This is a genomic window from Floccifex sp. (assembly GCF_051873495.1).
Lineage (GTDB): Bacteria > Bacillota_I > Bacilli_A > Erysipelotrichales > Erysipelotrichaceae > Floccifex.
Genome location: NZ_JBJEEX010000010.1, coordinates 1 through 18,504, shown reverse-complemented (window position 1 = coordinate 18,504; position 18,504 = coordinate 1). Strand labels below are relative to the sequence as shown.

Annotated in this window: 16 protein-coding genes and 1 other annotated feature; of the genes, 7 read left to right on the top strand and 9 right to left on the bottom strand. The window is 30.9% G+C overall.

All coding sequences use genetic code 11. The annotated features are described in order from the left end of the window. The 9 genes from ACI313_RS00600 to ACI313_RS00560 form a co-directional block, all read right to left on the bottom strand. On the bottom strand, positions 1-237 hold a 237-nt coding region (locus ACI313_RS00600; RefSeq protein WP_439755038.1), incomplete at its 3' end, for a hypothetical protein. A gap of 53 nt (positions 238-290) precedes the next feature. Further along, the gene (locus ACI313_RS00595; protein WP_320608616.1) at positions 291-566 is read right to left on the bottom strand and encodes a S4 domain-containing protein; all 276 of its coding nucleotides are present in this window, start codon (positions 564-566) and stop codon (positions 291-293) included. Beyond that, positions 563-3,913, bottom strand: coding sequence for a transcription-repair coupling factor (gene mfd, locus ACI313_RS00590; protein ID WP_320608615.1), 3,351 nt, complete (start codon positions 3,911-3,913; stop codon positions 563-565). Before mfd ends, ACI313_RS00595 begins: the two co-directional genes overlap by 4 nt. Position 3,914: 1 nt before the next feature. After that, a complete protein-coding gene (pth, locus tag ACI313_RS00585; RefSeq protein WP_320608614.1) occupies positions 3,915-4,475 on the bottom strand; it encodes an aminoacyl-tRNA hydrolase in 561 nt (186 codons plus the stop codon). 37 nt (positions 4,476-4,512) lie between these two features. Beyond that, on the bottom strand, positions 4,513-5,139 hold the full coding sequence (locus tag ACI313_RS00580) for a Jag family protein (RefSeq protein ID WP_320608613.1): 627 nt from the start codon (positions 5,137-5,139) through the stop codon (positions 4,513-4,515). Further along, positions 5,139-6,128, bottom strand: a complete 990-nt coding sequence (locus tag ACI313_RS00575) for a YidC/Oxa1 family membrane protein insertase (RefSeq protein ID WP_320608612.1) — start codon at positions 6,126-6,128, stop codon at positions 5,139-5,141. The genes ACI313_RS00580 and ACI313_RS00575 overlap by 1 nt, the downstream gene beginning before the upstream one ends. A 2-nt stretch (positions 6,129-6,130) precedes the next feature. Further along, on the bottom strand, positions 6,131-6,478 hold the full coding sequence (gene rnpA, locus ACI313_RS00570) for a ribonuclease P protein component (protein ID WP_320608611.1): 348 nt from the start codon (positions 6,476-6,478) through the stop codon (positions 6,131-6,133). Positions 6,479-6,522: 44 nt separating this feature from the next. Continuing rightward, the gene (rpmH, locus tag ACI313_RS00565) at positions 6,523-6,657 is read right to left on the bottom strand and encodes a 50S ribosomal protein L34 (protein WP_154459378.1); all 135 of its coding nucleotides are present in this window, start codon (positions 6,655-6,657) and stop codon (positions 6,523-6,525) included. 94 nt (positions 6,658-6,751) lie between these two features. After that, on the bottom strand, positions 6,752-7,975 hold the full coding sequence (locus ACI313_RS00560) for a peptidoglycan bridge formation glycyltransferase FemA/FemB family protein (RefSeq protein ID WP_320608610.1): 1,224 nt from the start codon (positions 7,973-7,975) through the stop codon (positions 6,752-6,754). Between the two features lie 369 nt (positions 7,976-8,344). Between ACI313_RS00560 and dnaA the strand changes: the two genes are divergently transcribed. The 7 genes from dnaA to serS all read left to right on the top strand — a co-directional run bounded on the left by dnaA (position 8,345) and on the right by serS (position 18,377). Beyond that, positions 8,345-9,706 carry a chromosomal replication initiator protein DnaA gene (dnaA, locus tag ACI313_RS00555; RefSeq protein WP_320608609.1) on the top strand — a complete coding sequence of 454 codons (1,362 nt, stop codon included), beginning with the start codon at positions 8,345-8,347 and terminating at the stop codon, positions 9,704-9,706. Between the two features lie 133 nt (positions 9,707-9,839). Continuing rightward, positions 9,840-10,961 (top strand): DNA polymerase III subunit beta, encoded by a 1,122-nt coding sequence (gene dnaN / locus ACI313_RS00550; RefSeq protein WP_320608608.1) that lies wholly within the window; start codon positions 9,840-9,842, stop codon positions 10,959-10,961. A gap of 80 nt (positions 10,962-11,041) precedes the next feature. After that, positions 11,042-11,248, top strand: coding sequence for a S4 domain-containing protein YaaA (yaaA, locus tag ACI313_RS00545; RefSeq protein ID WP_320104379.1), 207 nt, complete (start codon positions 11,042-11,044; stop codon positions 11,246-11,248). Next, positions 11,245-12,339 (top strand): DNA replication/repair protein RecF, encoded by a 1,095-nt coding sequence (recF, locus tag ACI313_RS00540; RefSeq protein ID WP_439755037.1) that lies wholly within the window; start codon positions 11,245-11,247, stop codon positions 12,337-12,339. The genes yaaA and recF overlap by 4 nt, the downstream gene beginning before the upstream one ends. After that, positions 12,336-14,291 carry a DNA topoisomerase (ATP-hydrolyzing) subunit B gene (gene gyrB / locus ACI313_RS00535; protein ID WP_320608658.1) on the top strand — a complete coding sequence of 652 codons (1,956 nt, stop codon included), beginning with the start codon at positions 12,336-12,338 and terminating at the stop codon, positions 14,289-14,291. The genes recF and gyrB overlap by 4 nt, the downstream gene beginning before the upstream one ends. A 10-nt stretch (positions 14,292-14,301) precedes the next feature. Beyond that, positions 14,302-16,764 carry a DNA gyrase subunit A gene (gene gyrA / locus ACI313_RS00530; protein WP_439755036.1) on the top strand — a complete coding sequence of 821 codons (2,463 nt, stop codon included), beginning with the start codon at positions 14,302-14,304 and terminating at the stop codon, positions 16,762-16,764. Between the two features lie 89 nt (positions 16,765-16,853). Beyond that, positions 16,854-17,058: a binding site (T-box leader), on the top strand. A gap of 35 nt (positions 17,059-17,093) precedes the next feature. Beyond that, positions 17,094-18,377 carry a serine--tRNA ligase gene (gene serS / locus ACI313_RS00525; RefSeq protein WP_439755035.1) on the top strand — a complete coding sequence of 428 codons (1,284 nt, stop codon included), beginning with the start codon at positions 17,094-17,096 and terminating at the stop codon, positions 18,375-18,377. The last annotated feature ends 127 nt before the right edge of the window (positions 18,378-18,504 follow it).

Here is an 18,504-nt window from a genome sequence, read left to right as displayed (position 1 = left end):
GGTTCCAAATTCCGTATCAATATGCCCCTTTGAACATGAATTTTCTTTTAAAGGAAGCAATATTTTATAATCTGAAGCAATTTCAATCACAATTCCTTTGGCATATACTTTCCAAGTAATTGTTGATTGATTCTTCATTTCGATTTTTAATCCATTTTTACAATTTTCAACATTTGCGATTCCATCAAAAATAATTTCATCTTGAATCACATCAATGAGCTGTACATTTAAATTCATAGCGTGTTTATAATACTATATATTTTTATTTTTTCAATTATAAAAATTAGTAATTATTCATTCTCAATATTTTCTTCAATTTTTTCTTCACGAATTATTTCAAATAATAACTGCGCATTTTGTTTTGAAACTTGTTTTTGGATATCTAAAACACGAATCACTACAATTCGTTGTCCAAATTGGATTTCAATCACATCACCAATTTCTAGTTCTGTACTCGGTTTGGCAATACGATCATTGACTTTAATTCTTTTTTGAAGCGCTAATTCCTTAGCCGCTTCTCTTCGCTTTAAAATACGAGCAGTTTTTAAATATTTATCTAATCTCATAGACCTTCCTCTAATAATTTAATTACTTTATACAACATTGTTTTTGGTTTCTTGATGACTGATATTTCAATTTTACGATTGGTTAAGCGTAAATTAATGCGATTACTAATGGCATTCATTTTTTCAAATAATTTCACACCATCACATTGATTTGTCCAAGCTTCGTCCATCGTAATAACATAGTATTTATCTTGTTCAACTAAAGAATAAACACCTGGAATATTTACGAATAAATCCAATTCCTTTTGTTCAAATAAACTTTCAATTTGACTAGGTATTGTTCCATATAAATCATGAACACGTTCTTTATACGCTCTTAATTCATCGCTTGTTTTAATTTTTTGAATATCTTGATACAACGATAATTTATCTCCATCATTGTCTGTAAACGATTCTGGAATATAACCATTAAAGGAAATATTAGCGGATTTAATTTCTTTTTTCTCAATTGGTTTTCCTTGTTTCTTGGCAATAGCCTGTGATAATAATTCAAGATATAAATCCAAACCAATTTGATCAATGAAACCAGCTTGTTGCGGACCCAATAAATCACCAGCCCCACGAATTGTTAAATCACGCATGGCAACTTTATATCCACTTCCCAATTGCGTAAACTCCTTAATGGCTTTAAGACGCTTACTAGCTTTTTCGGTTAATTCTTTTTCAGGTGTAACCATCAAGTAACAATAAGCTATTTTTTCTCTTCGGCCTACTCGTCCTCTAATTTGATATAACTGAGATAAACCAAAACGATCAGCATCTTCAATTAAAATGGTATTCGCATTGGCAATATCGATTCCTGTTTCAATAATTGTTGTACAAACTAAAATTTGATATTTGTTCATTGAAAAATCATACATAATCGTTTCAATTTCTTCACGTGCCATTTTTCCATGAATTACCGCAATGGAAACATCATCAAATTCTTTTTGAAGTTTTCGAGCTACTTCATATATAGTAGACACACGATTATGTAAATAGAAGACTTGTCCATTTCGTGATAATTCTCTTTGAATGACTTCACGAATGGCACTTTCTTTCTTTTCAATCACATATGTTTGTACGGGATGTCTTTGCGCTGGTGGTGTATTTAATTGTGATATCGTACGCACACCAATTAAAGACATTTGTAAAGTTCGCGGAATCGGAGTAGCCGATAAAGACAATACATCAATAGAATTTTTCATTTCCTTGATTTTTTCTTTGTGTTCCACTCCAAAACGTTGTTCCTCATCAATAATTAATAAACCTAAATCTTTAAACTTAAATGATTTATTTAATAATTTATGTGTTCCCACTACTAAATCAATGGTTCCCTCTTTTAAACCCTTTTTGATTTCTTTAATTTCAGAATCCGTCACAAAGCGATTCACCATAGCAATATTAACACCTTCTGCTCCCATTCGCTTTTGAATGGTTTGATAGTGTTGTAGTGATAAAATTGTTGTCGGACACAAAAAGGCAACTTGTTTTCCGCTTGTGATAGCTTTATAGGCACAACGCATCGCAACTTCTGTTTTCCCAAAACCAACATCTCCACATAATAAATGATCCATTGGCTTTGGTTTTTCCATTTCTCTTTTTATTTCTTCAGTTGCTTGTATTTGATCTGGCGTTGGTTCATAATCAAAAGCTTCTTCAAATTCTCTTTGTAGCGCATCATCTTTAGGAAAGGCAAAGCCAATGTCTTCATTTCGCGCTGCATATAATTCAACTAAACGAGACGCAATCTCTTCAATTTTCTGATTAACTTTTTCTTTTGTTTTTTGCCACTGATTACTTCCAAGTTTACTTAATTTAACGCCTACTCCTTCATGAGAAATATATTTTCTTACTAAATTAAATTTAGAAAGAGGAACAAATAATTCTCCATTATCACGATAAATAATATGAAGATAATCTAAGTTTTTACCATTTTGGTTTCTTGTGACAATGCCTAAGTATTGCCCAATTCCATATTGTTCATGAACAACATAGTCATTTTTTTCAAGTTCTAAGACATTTTCAATGATTTGTCCTTCTTTAAATGTTTTTTGATATATGTTCTTTTTAAAATGTTCTTTAAATAATTCTTTTTTAGTATAAACTTGAATATCTTTATACTTAAATCCTTCATAAAATACTGGTTCAATGAAGTGAAAATCATATGAATATTGACAAGATAGTTTTTCTTTTTCATCTTTTGGTAATGCGAAATATGTATTATTAAAGTCAATTGTACTTAGTATTTGTTCAATATTTACATTTGCTTGTTCAATTGGATATATTTCAGATGAAATAGGATTTTTAAAATCCATAAATTCATGGAAATACATTGCTTTTAATGAATATAAATCATGAAATAAAACATATTCAGGTAAATATCTTTTATCTTCTACCATTTCTTGAACAAATGTTATGTTTTCTTGATTTAATTTCTTATATGATCGTTCTACTTCTTCTTTTGAACTTAAAATAGTAATGGCATGATCAACATAATCATTTAATTGACTTTTAGATGTATAAGCATAATAAATATATAAATGAGGTTCTGTGCTATAATTCTCTAAAAGCATCATGTCATTTTCAATAGAATCTACTAATAATTCTCTTTGTTCATCAAAGCATTTCTTTTTTTCTTTTTCTAATTGCACAAATACTTTTTCTTTAATTTCATCAATTTGTTCATCACTAAATAATAAATCCGTAGCCGGGCACAACATAATAGAATCAATAGATTGAATGGTTCTTTGTGTATTCACATCAAAAAAACGAATAGATTCAATTTCTGTATCAAAAAATTCAATACGAATCGGATTTTCATAAGTCAAAGTAAAGATATCGATGATTCCGCCTCGTGATGCATATGTACAAGGTCGATCGACATAATTTAATTTTGCATATCCCATACGATTCAATTTTTGTTTTAGACTACGCATATCTAGTTCTTGATTTACACGACATTCAATACAATTTTCTTTAAAATAAGAAACCGATGGTAAATAACGAACATAACTAGCTACGTTACAAATAATAATTTTAGGTTCTTTATTTTGAATTAATTGTGTTAATCCATAAATCATTTGGTTTTTATCTTCTGGAGATGAAGCAATGGATTGCACACGTAAACTTTCTTCCATGACAAAAAGCAGCACATTTTCATCGAGTAAGGACATTCGATTATAAAGTTGCTGCGCTTGATAGCGATTCTCTTTTACAATAATTCTTGTTTGATGATCTTGATGGAAGGCGTTCACAACAAGCATAGCTTCTTCCATCAGTGTTAAATTTCCAACATTGTCTTCTTGTTTTAGAATTTGTTTGACTACAATGTTGTCATCAAATAATTTTAAAATATCTTCTTTCATATTATTTCTTGTTGTATTGATTCATGACTTTATCAAATGAATGATCAATGGCATAATAAGCAGCTTCGCTTGCTTGAGTGATTGCTTTTTGAAGATCCTCTTGTTCTTCTTTTCTAAATTTAGATAAAACCCATTGAATAATAGGAATACGATCATCTTTTCCAATTCCTACGCGAATACGATCAAAAGTCTGATTTTGTGTACAATTCATGATACTTTTAATACCATTGTGTCCGCCTGCACTTCCTTGTTGACGAAGACGAATCTTTCCAACTGGTAAATCCTTATCATCATAAATAACTAATACATTGTCCATTGTTTCTTTATAAAAATCAAGACATGCACGAAGCGCAAAGCCACTGTTATTCATATAAGTTGTTGGCTTCAATAATACAACATCTTCTCCTTTAATTTTTCCTTTTGCGAAATAAGCATCAAATTTTTCTTTATTAAATTCCAAATTACATTTTTTTGCGATTTCATCCATGACCATAAAACCCGCATTATGACGCGTATTTTCATAATCTTTTCCTGGATTTCCTAAACCAATAATTATTTTCATATGTCCCTCACTGTAAAAAAATAACGGGAAGATCCCGTTATTCTTCATTATTTTCTGGTGTATATAAGATTTTAAGACGACGTCCTTCTCCTTCACCTTCTGATTGTGTAGAAATGTTTTTCATTCCTGATAAAGCATTATGAATTGCTTTACGTTCATCAGCTGGCATAGGATCTAAAACAGCATTTACTTTTGTACGACGAACATCTTTGGCAACACGAATTGCCATTTTACAAATTTTTTCATAACGATCTTCTTTATAACCATTAACATCAATTAATAATCCAACTCTTTTTTTGAATTCAGCGCTTGCCGCTGCTTTGACTAATCGATTAAATGCTTGAAGTGTTTTTCCACCTTTTCCAATTAATACCGCATTGTTAGATGTATTAACTAATACTTTATAGAATCCATTTTCATTTGTGATTTCTACTGTTCCATCCATTTTGGCATTATTGAAATAGTTTTCGATGTATTTTTTAATGAAAGCTTCTACATCCGCTTCGCAATAAGCTTCAATTTCAACACTTCTACCAATTCCTAGAAAACCATTTTTTTCTTCTAGAATATTGTAAGTAATTTCTTCAGGTGTTACATTTTTCGTATTTGCGGCATTAGCAATTGCTTCTTCTAGAGTTTTTCCAGTAAACTTTTGAAAACTCATTATTTTTTACCTTCTTTTCTCATTACAAAATGTAATACAAGTGTTTGACAAATACGATACATAGATGAAACAGCCCAATAGAATGACATCGCAATTGGCCATGAAATGTATAATACAGCAATCATGACAATTGACATATACATAGTCATTTGTGTTGGATCTGCAGCTTTTTGTTCAGCTTCAGCATATTTTTTAACTTTAACATGGTCTTTTTTATCTTGATATTTCTTCAACCACATTGGAAGTTTCATAGAAATAAATTGACATACAATCATTAAAATATAAATAACAATGTATCCGATTTGAACATTTTTGAACCCTTGTAATACAGTACCAGATAAATCCATTCCTAAGAATGATCCATCAACTACTGAAATTGCACGCATAGTTGCATAATACATACCAATCATGATTGGGAATTGGATAAATGTTACTAACATTGTTCCAAATGGATGAATGTCATATTTATCATATAAATTTTGTGTTTCTTGATACATCTTCATCTTAGAAGCATCATCTGTTTTATCAGCGTATTTATTTTGAATACGTTGTAATTCAGGTTGAATTTCTTGCATTCTTTGTGAAGACATTTGTGATTTACGAGTAAATACAAATAGAATTAATTGAATTAATACAGTAGTTGCGATAATTCCAATTCCGGCATCTGTATTTACAGCTACGAAGTTTAATAATTGAGCAATTGGCCAAACGATAATTCCTTCAAACCAACCTTTTGAAACAGCATCTTTAAATGATGTAGCTTCAATAGTAATTAAATCAGTATCTTTTAATTTTTTATATTCTTTTTCTTTTTCAGAACCTTCGATACTAACTTTTCCTCTTTCTACTTGTGTTTCTTCGATTGCGATGATCTCATCAACTTTTGTTTTTCCGTCTGTACCACGAGGATTTGAACAAGCTGTACATGTTAGAACTACAAACAAGCAGACCATTAAAATTTTTGCTTTACTTTGTAAAAATTTTTTCATCATTAACCTCTTTTTTCTTTACATTTTCGTTTCATCTTTTCTCGATTTTCTTTTAATTCATTACAATTTTCACCAAATGTTTTTTTCTTATACACAGGTCTAACAATGATTACTACATCAAATGCTTCTTCAAAATCGAAGACAAGATCAACCATGCTTCGAACTTGTCTTTTAATTTTGTTTCGACATACAGCATTTCCTAATTTTTTGCTTACGCTAATTCCAATTCGGTTATGTTGTTCTTTTTTTGGTAAATAATAACAAACAAAAGATGACGATTTTACAAGATTTTGTTTGTGGATAATAGAAGAAAATTCATAATTTTTACAAATTCGATATTCTTTTTTCATGAAAATCCTCCTATCACTACAAAAAAATCACCATCAGGTGATTTCTATGCGGATAATACCTTTCTACCTTTAGCTCTTCTTCTAGAAAGCACTTTACGTCCACCAACAGTTGCCATACGAGCACGGAAACCATGAGTTCTTTGGTGTTTTCTCTTACTTGGCTGATATGTTCTTTTCATTTTTATTACACCCCTCAGTCTCTTTATAAATTTTCAAATAAGATTGCTCGTACATTATAGCAATATGTCGTTTTTAATGTCAATAAGAAAAATACTAACTTTTTATTCTTTTTTTCATTTTTTCGTATGCCCATAAGCTAGGTTTGAACAATAATTTATTAACAGGTAAATCAAATTCACCAATGAATTCATTTATCGTTGGATCAAAGTTATCTTTAAACTTTGTTAGACCATCATCTAAAGTTCCTTCGACTCCACCCATATTACTATAAATACATTCTCTATCAAAAGCCCATTTAAAGTTTTCAACGTATTCTTTATATTGTGGCATAAACTTTTTAAAACGCTCATCCATTCCAGCATATAACATTTCACATGTATTACCGAATTGAACACTTAAAATACCCGCAATCGATATTTCTTTATCTTCATGTCCAAATTCATCTAACATTTCATCGAATTCTTTAATATCTTTTTGAGCCGAATTTAATTGATCATTCAATCTTCTAAGTTTTTTCTTCGCATTTTCTGGAGTTTCTTGAATTTCTTTCAATAATTCTTCTTCTTTGGCATGAGCTTCCTTAGATAATTGATATAAATTACACTGTGCTAAAAAGATAACTCCACCTTCTGGATATTCATTCATTAATAAAGTGAAGTATTCTTTATTACGAAGTGATACATTTTTTCTTTGTTCTGTTAACTCTACTAATCTTGAAAACTCATCAATTAATTCTTTTTGACCATGAATAATTTTCACATTTCTTCTATCTGCGTCTTTGATTAATCGTTTTGTATGCTTAGGAAGATTTTCTTCAATATTTTCACATGCATAAACATTAGATTGGAAACGTGGTTGAATAGTATCTTCTATATACATTGTATAACCATGGTGTTTAGCACCTAATTTTTTAAAGCTATCTAAATAATATTGTGTATCTTTATAATAATTTTTATTTTGATTCTTTGATTTATAGTCATTAATATGAATAGCCGGATCAAATTTAATAAATAAACAATGCCGCTTTTTAGCTACTTTCTTTAATTCATTAAAATAAAAAGATAATAGTTCTTGATTTTTATAATCTAGAATAGGTCCTCTTGGAATATAGAACATAGTGAACTTCATTGGCAGTTCTTTAATTAAAACCAAACCAACTCCTACTAACTTCCCATCTTCATATACACCTGTGTGATAGTGATCCCAGTATTGTTTTATATTTGCCCATTGATAACTCTGTAATAAATTACAGTATTCATGGTTTTCCACAAATTGATTGAATTCTTCTTTTTCTACATTAATTTTAAATTGATACATATTAGTTTTCCCCATTTCCATTGTATTCATTTTCTATAAAAAAGCAAAAAAAATTAATTTTCCCCAGGAAAAAACACTCTTTTCCACACGAAAATCTCCTATTTTTTTATAATTTTAGTTTTACAGTGGAAAAGTCAAAATAATTTCTAATATTAAAGAAGATTCGAAGGTGTAACTTAGTGGAAAAGTGGTAGTTTTCCACATAGGTTTTCCACAATCAATCAAGTTTTCCACAACGTGGTTAATAAACTCCACAATTTAAAATGTGGAAAAGTGGAAAACTCTGTGGAAAAGTCAATTTTTGCCCGAATCCAATTCTATTTTTTTTTCTTTCGTGTATAATAAATGCGACAGAAAAGAAGGTATAAAATGACGTCTTATCAAGAATTATGGAAGAATGTTTTAAAATCCATTGAAGATGCCCATTTTTTTAAAGGTGAAGTTTTCAATACATGGATTGTCAATAAAACAGAATTAGTAAATATTAATGATGATAATTCAACTGCTTATGTTAGTTATGGATCAACGGTTACCAATAAAGTTGTGTCAGATAATAAAGAATTATTTGAAGCTACTTTATCAGAATTATATGGTTCTACTCTTGCTATTTTATTAGTCGATAGAAAAGAAGCGGATTCAATTATTCCGCAAACACAACCTAGTGTTAAAGCCATCAAAATTGAACAAACACCTTTTGATGAAAACTATACATTCGAAAACTTTGTACAAGGTTATTGTAACCAGGAAGCATATGCAGCTTGTTTATCTTGTTGTACACAAAAGAAACATATTTTTAATCCAATTATGATTTATGGGAACCCAGGTCTAGGAAAAACCCATTTATTACACGCCATTGGTAATTTTTTAAAGAAAGAACGCCCTGAAGTAAAGGTATTCTATGCCTATGCTGGAGATCTAGTTAAAATTCTATTAGATGCGATGCGTACTAAAAATGTTTATGGAAATGCCGTAGAGCAAGTCAAAGAACAATTAGCTAGTTATGATTATTTTTTAATTGATGATGTACAGAACTTAAACCAATCAAGTTCACAAGAAGTGTTCTTCTCTGTTTACAATCAATTAATTTCACATAACGCTCAAATTGTTATGACAAGTGACATGCATCCAAATGAATTAAAAGGGATTCAAGATCGTTTAGTTTCTCGTTTTTCTTCTGGTTTAGTCACAAATATTTCCAAACCAGAATTTGATACAAGTAAAGCAATTCTTCAAAAGAAATTAGAAAAATCAGAAGATACTGTTCTAGTTCAAGAAGATGTTTTAGACTATTTGGCAAGTAAATTCTCAGATGATGTTCGTAATTTGGAAGGAAGTTTAAATAAATTATTATTTAATGCCATTATTGAACACCCAGATGTCATTGATTTGGAATTTGCGCAACGTATATTAATGAAAGAGCCTGTTATTCTAAATCAAAATGAACTGACAATGAAACAAATTAAGAAGGCTGTTATTAGTTTTTATGGTTTTACGTATAAAGATATAGAAGGTAAATCAAGACAAAAAAATATTATGAATGCTCGTCAGGTTTTCGTTTATTTATGTCGTGAAATGTTACATAAGGCATATGTTGCCATTGGGCAAGAACTTGGAAATCGAGATCACACTACCATCTTAAGTTCTTATGAACGAGCTTGTCAGAAAATGGAGACAGATCCTGCCTTCAAATTAGCTGTAGAGAAAGTAAAAGCTATGTTGACTAGTCAGTAATCAACAGCTTTCCACTAGTTTTCCACAGTCAAAAAATGATGATTTTTATTTAATATTAAAGAAAAAGTGGAAATTATCCACCATTTCCACGCCCTTATTATTGTTACTATATATACTAGGAGGTAAATAAAATATGAAATTTTCAATTAATCGTAAATTCTTTTTAGATAAATTAAACATTGTTTCACGATCAATTAGCGTGTTTTCACCTTTACCAGCTTTATCTGGTATTTGTATTAAAGTAGAAGATAATCGTATTATTTTAACAGGAAGTGATTCTAATATTTCAATTCGTTCTACAATTGTTCCTAATGAAGAAAATGAATTAAAAATTGATTCAACGGGTTCTATTATTATTGAATCTAAATATTTATTAGAAATTGTTCGTAAATTAGATTCACAGTCTTTACAATTTGATTTAATTGACTTAACAAAAGTTTGTATTTCAAATAATAAAGGTAAATTCAACTTAAATGGAATTGAATCTAATGAATATCCAAACATTGATTTCTCTATTCCAGGAACTAAGATTTGTTTAAAGAGTGAAGAATTAAAACAAATTTATTCTCAAACTGCATTTGCTTGTTCAGATAAAGATACGCGTCCTGTATTAAATGGAGTTAACTTTAAAACAAATGGAAATATTTTATCTTGTTCAGGAACGGATTCTTATCGTTTAGCTCGTAAAACAGTTGAAATAAATGGAAATTATAATTTTAATATCACAATTCCTAATAAATCATTATCTGAGGTAGTTAAATCTTTATCAGATTCAGATGAATATGTTGATTTATACATTGATTCAAAGAAAATTCAATTTGTATTCAATCAAACAGTTATTCAATCTCGTTTAATTGATGGTATTTTCCCTGATATTGATCGTATTATCCCAACAACACAAATTTCTTCTATGTGTGTTTCAAGTCATGAAATGGCAAGTGTTATTGATCGCACAAACTTTATTCGTAATGAAAAAATTCATTTAATTAAATTAGAATGTTCTGAAAGTGAAACACACATTAAAACAAGTTCAACTGAAATTGGTAACTCTGATGAAATTTTATCGACTTGTGAATATACAGGAGAACCGATTCGTTTATCTTGTAATGGAACATATATGTTAGAAGCAATTCGCGCTTTAAGTGGAGATAAAGTTAAATTAGAATTTGCGGGATTAATGAAACCAATCAAAATCAGTAATCCAGATGATGATTCGGCATTAATGATTGTTGTACCTGTTCGTAGTTATGATTAAGGAGCTTGGCTCCTTTTTTTTGATTGTAGAAAAAATATAGGTTTCATGGTATAATTAACGAGTGGAAAGAGGGTTATTTTATGCGTTTTAAACTAGAAACAGAATATATTACCTTACAACAATTGTTGAAAGCTTGTGACGTTGTTTCAAGTGGTGGTGAAGCAAAAGCTTATTTGGCATGTAATGTTTTATATGTGAATGGGCAAGAAGAAAATCGCCGTGGTCGCAAGATTCGCAAAAATGATGTTGTCACAAATGATGAAGGATTGAGAATCGAAGTTGAATGAATATAAAATCATTGCGATTGATTCATTTTCGTAATTTTGACAATGTCGAATTCAATTTTAAGGAAAATTGTATTCATTGTTTTTATGGAAAAAACGCTCAAGGGAAAACCAATTTAATCGAGTCAATTTACTTTTTAAGTCATCTTCACTCGTTTCGTACCAATACTTTATCGAGTATGGTGATGGATTCACAAGATCAAATGCTTGTGCAGGCCAAAATTGAATCGAATCATTCTATGTCTGATTTAAAGGTGGTCGTATCAAATCAGAAGAAACATCTTTTCCATAATAACAATTCTATAAAAAAGTATTCTGACTTTGTGGGTATTTTAAATGCGATTTCATTTTGTCCTGATGACATTATGTTGTTTAGTGCACCTAAGAAAGTCAGACGTAATTTTATTGATATGGAATTAATAAAATTATCAAAGAAATATACTTTTACTTTGTCTCGTTATAATCGAACTTTAAAAAATCGTAATATGGCTTTAAAACAAAATGAATTGGATGTTGATTTAATTGATGTCTATACTTCTCAAATGATTGAAGATGAAGTGGTAATTATTAAACAAAGAAATTCATTTATTAATAGTTTAATGGCTTATGCGAATCGATTATATCCTTTTTTTTCAAGAGAAAAGGAAAAAATGAGTGCAAATTATATTACTTTTGTTGATATTGATAATATAGAAGAAAATATCAGAAAATCATATGAAAATACATTTGATAAAGATTGTTTATATAAAATGACAAATGTAGGAATACATCGCGATGATATTCAGTTTTTATTAAATGGAAAAGATATAAATGAAGTAGCATCCCAAGGACAGAAGCGTAGTTACTTATTAGCTATGAAGTTGGGATTGGCACAAATGGTTTATGAAAAAACAAACCAGTATCCTATTTTATTGTTAGATGATGTTTTTAGTGAATTGGATCCGTATCGAAAAAAAGAACTGATTCATATTCTTCCTAAAAATATGCAGATATTTATCACAACAGTTGAAAAAGTAGATGCATCGTGGTTTAAGAATCGTTCGGTGCAGTTTTATGAAGTACAAAACGGAATGGTGAAGGAGGTTACTCAATGAATGAAGATAAGATGTTAGAGTTTGAAGAACTTGAAAATGAAGCAACTCATGTTGATCATTCATATACAGCGGATGATATTCAAGTTTTAGAAGGATTAGAAGCTGTTCGCTTGCGACCTGGTATGTATATCGGTTCAACAAGCGCTCGTGGTCTTCATCATTTAGTTTGGGAAATCGTTGATAATGGAATTGACGAAGCATTAGCTGGATATGCCAATGAAATTAACTTGATTATTGAACCTGGAGATGTTATTTGCGTAAAAGATAATGGTCGTGGAATGCCAGTTGGTGTTCATGAAAAAACAGGAATCAGTGCCGTTGAAACCATTATGACCGTTTTACATGCTGGTGGTAAATTCGGTGGAGGTGCCTATAAAGTTTCTGGTGGTCTTCATGGTGTTGGTGCTAGTGTTGTTAATGCGTTGAGTGAATGGTTGGAAGTTACGGTTTATCAAAATGGAAATATTTATAATGTTCGTTTTGAAAATGGAGGAAATATTGTTTCTCCTTTAAAAGTTGTCGGAACTACAGATCGTACGGGAACTACGGTTCGTTTCAAAGCAGATCCAACTATTTTTAAGGAAACAACGGTATATGATTTTGATACTTTAAATAATCGTTTACGTCAATTGGCGTTTTTGAATAAGGATATTAAATTAACGATTGAAGATCAAAGAGTATCTCCTGTTCGTAAAGAAGAATATAAATATGAAGGTGGTATCATCGAATATGTAAATTACTTGAATCATGGTAAATCTGTAATTGGTGAAAAAGTAATTTATGTTGGTGGTAAACAAGATGATATCTTTGCTGAAGTGGCACTTCAATATAATGATGGATATCAATCAAATATTTATTCTTTCTGTAATAATATTCATACCCATGAAGGTGGATATCATGAAGAAGGATTTAGAATGGCTTTAACGCGTTGTATAAATAACTATGGAAAAGCTAATAATTTATTAAAGAAAGATGAAACGTTATCACAAGATGATGTAAAAGAAGGATTGGTTGCGATTATTTCTGTTAAGCATCCAGATCCTCAATATGAAGGACAAACTAAAACTAAACTAGGAAACAGTGAAGTTCGTAAAATTGTTTCTAATATTGCAGGCGAACAAATTAAAACGTTCTTCTTAGAAAATCCGAATGAAGCCAAGGCTATCGTTGAAAAATGTATTGTTGCTTCAAAGGCTCGAATTGCTGCTAAGAAAGCACGTGAAATGACGCGTCGTAAATCGGCTTTAGATGGTATTAATGCTTTACCTGGAAAACTAGTCGATTGTTCAAGTAAAGATGCATCTGAATGTGAAATCTTTATAGTCGAAGGGGATTCAGCCGGTGGTTCTGCTAAACAAGGTCGAAATGCGAAAACACAGGCTATCTTACCTTTACGTGGTAAAATTTTAAATGTTGAAAAGGCAAGAACACATCGAATTTTTGAAAATGCGGAAATTCGTAGTATGATTACTGCTTTTGGTTGTGGTATTCAAGAAGATGTTGATTTAAGTAAGCTTCGTTATCATAAAATTGTCATTATGACCGATGCCGATGTCGATGGAAGTCATATTTGTACTTTGATGTTAACGTTCTTATATCGTTTTATGAAACCTGTTATTGAAAATGGTTATGTTTATATTGCTCAACCTCCTCTTTATAAAGTTCAAAAAGGTAAAAAAATTGCCTATGCGTATAAAGAACAAGAAATGGATCAATTACGTGAAGAATTTAAAGATGGATATAAAGTTCAGCGTTATAAAGGTTTAGGAGAAATGGATGCGGAACAGTTATGGGAAACAACTATGGATCCTAATAATCGTATTTTAAAACGAGTAACAATTGATGATGCGATGGAAGCAGATAGCGTATTTAGTATGTTAATGGGTGAAGATGTAGAACCACGTCGTGATTTTATTCAAGCCAATGCGGTATATGCTAAGTTAGATTTATAGGAGGCTACGGATGGATCAGGAAAAACAGTATGATTATATTGAAGATGTCGAAATATCCAAAGAGATGCGAGAATCGTTCCTGGATTATTCAATGTCTGTTATTGTACAACGTGCTTTACCCGATGTAAGAGACGGAATGAAACCGGTACATCGTCGTATTATGCACGCTATGAATTCACTAGGAATTACTTCTGGTGTAGCTCATAAGAAAAGTGCTCGTATTGTCGGGGATGTTATTGGTAAGTATCATCCTCATGGTGATACTGCTGTATATGATGCCATGGTTCGTATGGCACAAGATTTTAACTATCGTTATCCATTAGTAGATGGACATGGAAATTTTGGTTCTCTTGATGGGGATGGAGCGGCTGCGATGCGTTATACCGAAGCTCGTATGTCAAAAATTTCCATGGAAATGATGCGAGATATTAATAAAGATACCGTTGATTTTATTGAGAACTATGATGGTGAAGAAACAGAACCAACGGTTCTTCCAAGTCGTATTCCTAATTTATTAATCAATGGTTCAATGGGAATTGCGGTAGGTATGGCAACCAATATTCCGCCTCATAATTTATCTGAAACTATCCAAGCTATTTTTGCGGTAATGGATAATCCAGATATTACCGTTGTAGAGTTAATGGAATACATTAAAGGACCTGACTTCCCTACTGGTGGTATGATTCTTGGTCGTAAAGGAATTCGCCAGGCATATGAAACAGGTCGTGGTTCTATTTTAATTCGTTCTAAGTATCGTGTTGAAACGGAACCAAATGGTAAAAAACGAATTATTTTCTATGAAATTCCTTATCAAGTTAATAAAGCAAGTTTAATCACAAAAATGGCTTCTTTGATTCGTGATAAAGAAATTCAAGGGGTTACGTATTTAAATGATGAAAGTAACCGTGAAGGTATTCGTATTGTAATGGAATTAAAGAAAGATGTACAAGAGGATGTTATTTTAAATCAATTATTTAGAATGACGCCACTTCAATCAAGCTATGGTATCAATATTTTAGCTTTGGAAAATAGTGCTCCTAAACAACTTTCTTTAAAACAAGTGATTCAAGATTATATTGATTTCCAAGTTGAAGTTGTAGAACGTAAAACGCGCTTTGATTTGAAAAAAGCACAAGATCGTGCGCATATTTTAGAAGGTTTTAGAATTGCCATTGATCATATTGATGAAGTTATTCATTTGATTCGTCATTCTCATTCTGATGAAGCAGGATTAATTGCTGAATTAGAAGAAGCCTTTGGTTTAAGTGAAGTTCAGGCTAAAGCTATTTTGGCAATGCAGATTCGTCGTTTATCTGGTTTGGAACGAGATAAAATTGAAAATGAATATAATGATTTATTAATTAAAATTGCGGATTACAAAGATATTTTGGCAAATCCACAAAGAATTTTAAATATCATTCGTGAGGATTTAACTGAAATTGATGAAAAATACGGAGATGATCGTCGTACAGAAATTTCAGATAATTTCATTGATATGGATGATGAAGATTTAATTCCAGTGGAAGATGTTGTCATTATGTTGACTGAATCTGGTTATATTAAATCGCAATTAGTTGATACATATAAAACTCAAAATAGAGGTGGACGTGGAATTAAGTCATTGACTTTAAATGATGAAGATTCTATTGATACAATGATTACTATGAATAACCATGATCCATTGATGTTGTTTACGAATAAAGGTCGTGTATATCGTATAAAAGGATATCGTGTACCAAATGGTTCAAGAACAGCTAAGGGATTACCAATCGTAAATCTGATTGAATTAGGAAAAGATGAAAAAATTCAGACTATGCTTCCGGTTCGTCAAGATATGGAATTCAAATCTATTCTATTTGTTACAAAGAATGGATTAGTAAAACGTACACCATTAGAAGAATTCACACGCATTAATAAATCTGGAAAAATTGCGATTAGCTTAAAAGAAGATGATTCCCTTGCCTTTGTTAAGATGACAACTGGAAATGATGAAGTCATTATTGCAGGTTCAAATGGAAAAGCGGTTCGTTTTAAAGAAACGGATATTCGTATGATGGGAAGAAGCGCAGCTGGTGTAGCTGGATTTAATTGTGATGGTTCCCAAGTAGTAGGTGTGGCTTTAAGTTCTGAAGGAGATACTTTGTTATCAATTTCAGAAAATGGATATGGAAAACGAAGTAAGATTGAAGATTATCGTTTAACTTCACGTGGTAAAAAAGGTGTATCTACAATTAATATTACGGAAAAGACTGGTAATCTAGTTAGTGTTAAGGCTGTTAGTGGTATCGAAGATGCGATGATTGTTTCTAGTACAGGAATTATGATTCGTATTGATGTATCAAAGATTGGTATCTATGGTCGTAATACTCAAGGTGTTCGTTTAATTAACTTAAATGATAATGCTAAGGTCACAAAAGTCACTATGATTTATCATCAAGACGATGAAGACAGTGAAGAAGAAGTAAATGAATAGGCTTATATAACAGGCCTATTTTTTTTCATATGATTAGGCAGATATAAATTAGATTGAAATTTTCTCCATTTAATGGTATAAATTATGAGTAAAAAACGTTGAAAAGGATAAGTAATATGTATCTTTGTGTAGAGAGAATATGGTTGGTGAAAATATTCGAAAGATATTTATGAAAAGCCCCTTTGAGTGATTTAATGAATATAGTAATTAAATTCGGTACATACCGTTATCATGTAGAGTGACTTTATTATTTATAAAGTAAAAAGGGTGGCAACGCGAGACATCGTCCCTTTGTGGATGGCGTCTCTTTTTTTATATTAGGAGGATATATGTTAGATATTAAATTTGTCAGAGAAAATCCAGATCTTGTCAAAGAAAATATTAAGAAAAAATTTCAAGATCAAAAATTACCTTTAGTTGATGCTGTATTAGAAGAAGACAAAGAATTACGAGCAAGCCAACAAAAAGGAGATGAACTAAGAGCCGAAAGAAAAAATATTTCCAAAGAGATTGGTTCATTGATGAAACAAGGTAAAAAAGAAGAAGCTGAACAAGTAAAACAAAAAGTGGCAGATATTGCTAAAGAATTAGAAGCATTAGAAGTAAAAGAAAATGAATTAAGAGAATCTGTTCGTGAAAAAATGCTTCAAATCCCAAATATCATTGATTCAAGTGTTCCAATTGGAAAAGATGACAGTGAAAACGTAGAAGTTCAAAGATTTGGAGAACCAGTTGTTCCTTCATATGAAATTCCTCATCATGCTGATATTATCAAAGCTGTTAATGGAATGGACAAAGATGCTGCAGGTAGAACAAGCGGTGAAGGATTCTATTATTTATTAGGAGATATTGCTCGTTTACATGAAGCTATGATTTCTTGTGCACGTGATTTCATGATTGATCAAGGATTTACATATGCGATTCCTCCTTTCATGATTCATTCTGATGTTGTAACTGGAGTTATGTCATTCCCAGAAATGCAAGCAATGATGTATAAAATTGAAGGAGAAGATTTATATTTAATTGGTACATCAGAACACTCAATGATTGGTAAATTCAAAGGACAAATTCTTAAAAAAGAAGAATTACCAGTCACAATGACTTCTTATTCTCCTTGTTTCCGTAAAGAAGGTGGATCACATGGATTAGAAGAACGTGGATTGTATCGTGTTCATCAATTCGAAAAACAAGAAATGATTGTTATTTGTGAACCAGAAGAATCAATGGATTGGTATGAAAAAATGTGGAAGTTCACAGTTGATTTATTCCGTTTATGGGATGTACCAGTACGTCAATTAGAATGTTGTTCTGGAGACTTAGCAGACCTTAAAGTTAAATCATGTGATATCGAAGCTTGGTCACCTCGTCAACAAAAATATTTCGAAGTTGGTAGTTGTTCAAACTTAGGAGATGCTCAAGCAAGACGTTTAGGTATTCGTACTAAAGGTGATAAAGGAACTTATTTCTTACATACTTTAAATAATACTGTAGTTGCTTCTCCACGTGGATTGATTGCCTTAATTGAAAATAACTATCAAGAAGATGGTTCAATCTTAATTCCAAAGGCTTTACAACCATACATGGGTGGTAAAACTAAAATTGAAAAGAAATAAATTTATAAGGACTGAATAATATGTTCAGTCTTTTTTCTTATAATAAATAAAGTTGATTTTAAAAGATTTAACTGTTATAACCCGAGTTTTACAGTTGTAGTGCTCTTGAAAACAAAAGTTAGTATTT

Excerpts from the sequence above, each read along its gene's own strand:
- mfd (WP_320608615.1), bottom strand. The coding sequence starts at position 3,913 with ATGAAAGAAGATATTTTAAAATTATTTGATGACAACATTGTAGTCAAA.
- serS (WP_439755035.1), top strand. The coding sequence starts at position 17,094 with ATGTTAGATATTAAATTTGTCAGAGAAAATCCAGATCTTGTCAAAGAA.
- rnpA (WP_320608611.1), bottom strand. The coding sequence starts at position 6,478 with ATGAAAAAAGAATATCGAATTTGTAAAAATTATGAATTTTCTTCTATT.
- dnaA (WP_320608609.1), top strand. The coding sequence starts at position 8,345 with ATGACGTCTTATCAAGAATTATGGAAGAATGTTTTAAAATCCATTGAA.
- gyrB (WP_320608658.1), top strand. The coding sequence starts at position 12,336 with ATGAATGAAGATAAGATGTTAGAGTTTGAAGAACTTGAAAATGAAGCA.
- rpmH (WP_154459378.1), bottom strand. The coding sequence starts at position 6,657 with ATGAAAAGAACATATCAGCCAAGTAAGAGAAAACACCAAAGAACTCAT.
- ACI313_RS00595 (WP_320608616.1), bottom strand. The coding sequence starts at position 566 with ATGAGATTAGATAAATATTTAAAAACTGCTCGTATTTTAAAGCGAAGA.
- recF (WP_439755037.1), top strand. The coding sequence starts at position 11,245 with ATGAATATAAAATCATTGCGATTGATTCATTTTCGTAATTTTGACAAT.
- yaaA (WP_320104379.1), top strand. The coding sequence starts at position 11,042 with ATGCGTTTTAAACTAGAAACAGAATATATTACCTTACAACAATTGTTG.
- ACI313_RS00560 (WP_320608610.1), bottom strand. The coding sequence starts at position 7,975 with ATGTATCAATTTAAAATTAATGTAGAAAAAGAAGAATTCAATCAATTT.
- pth (WP_320608614.1), bottom strand. The coding sequence starts at position 4,475 with ATGAAAATAATTATTGGTTTAGGAAATCCAGGAAAAGATTATGAAAAT.
- gyrA (WP_439755036.1), top strand. The coding sequence starts at position 14,302 with ATGGATCAGGAAAAACAGTATGATTATATTGAAGATGTCGAAATATCC.
- ACI313_RS00580 (WP_320608613.1), bottom strand. The coding sequence starts at position 5,139 with ATGAGTTTTCAAAAGTTTACTGGAAAAACTCTAGAAGAAGCAATTGCT.
- ACI313_RS00575 (WP_320608612.1), bottom strand. The coding sequence starts at position 6,128 with ATGAAAAAATTTTTACAAAGTAAAGCAAAAATTTTAATGGTCTGCTTG.
- dnaN (WP_320608608.1), top strand. The coding sequence starts at position 9,840 with ATGAAATTTTCAATTAATCGTAAATTCTTTTTAGATAAATTAAACATT.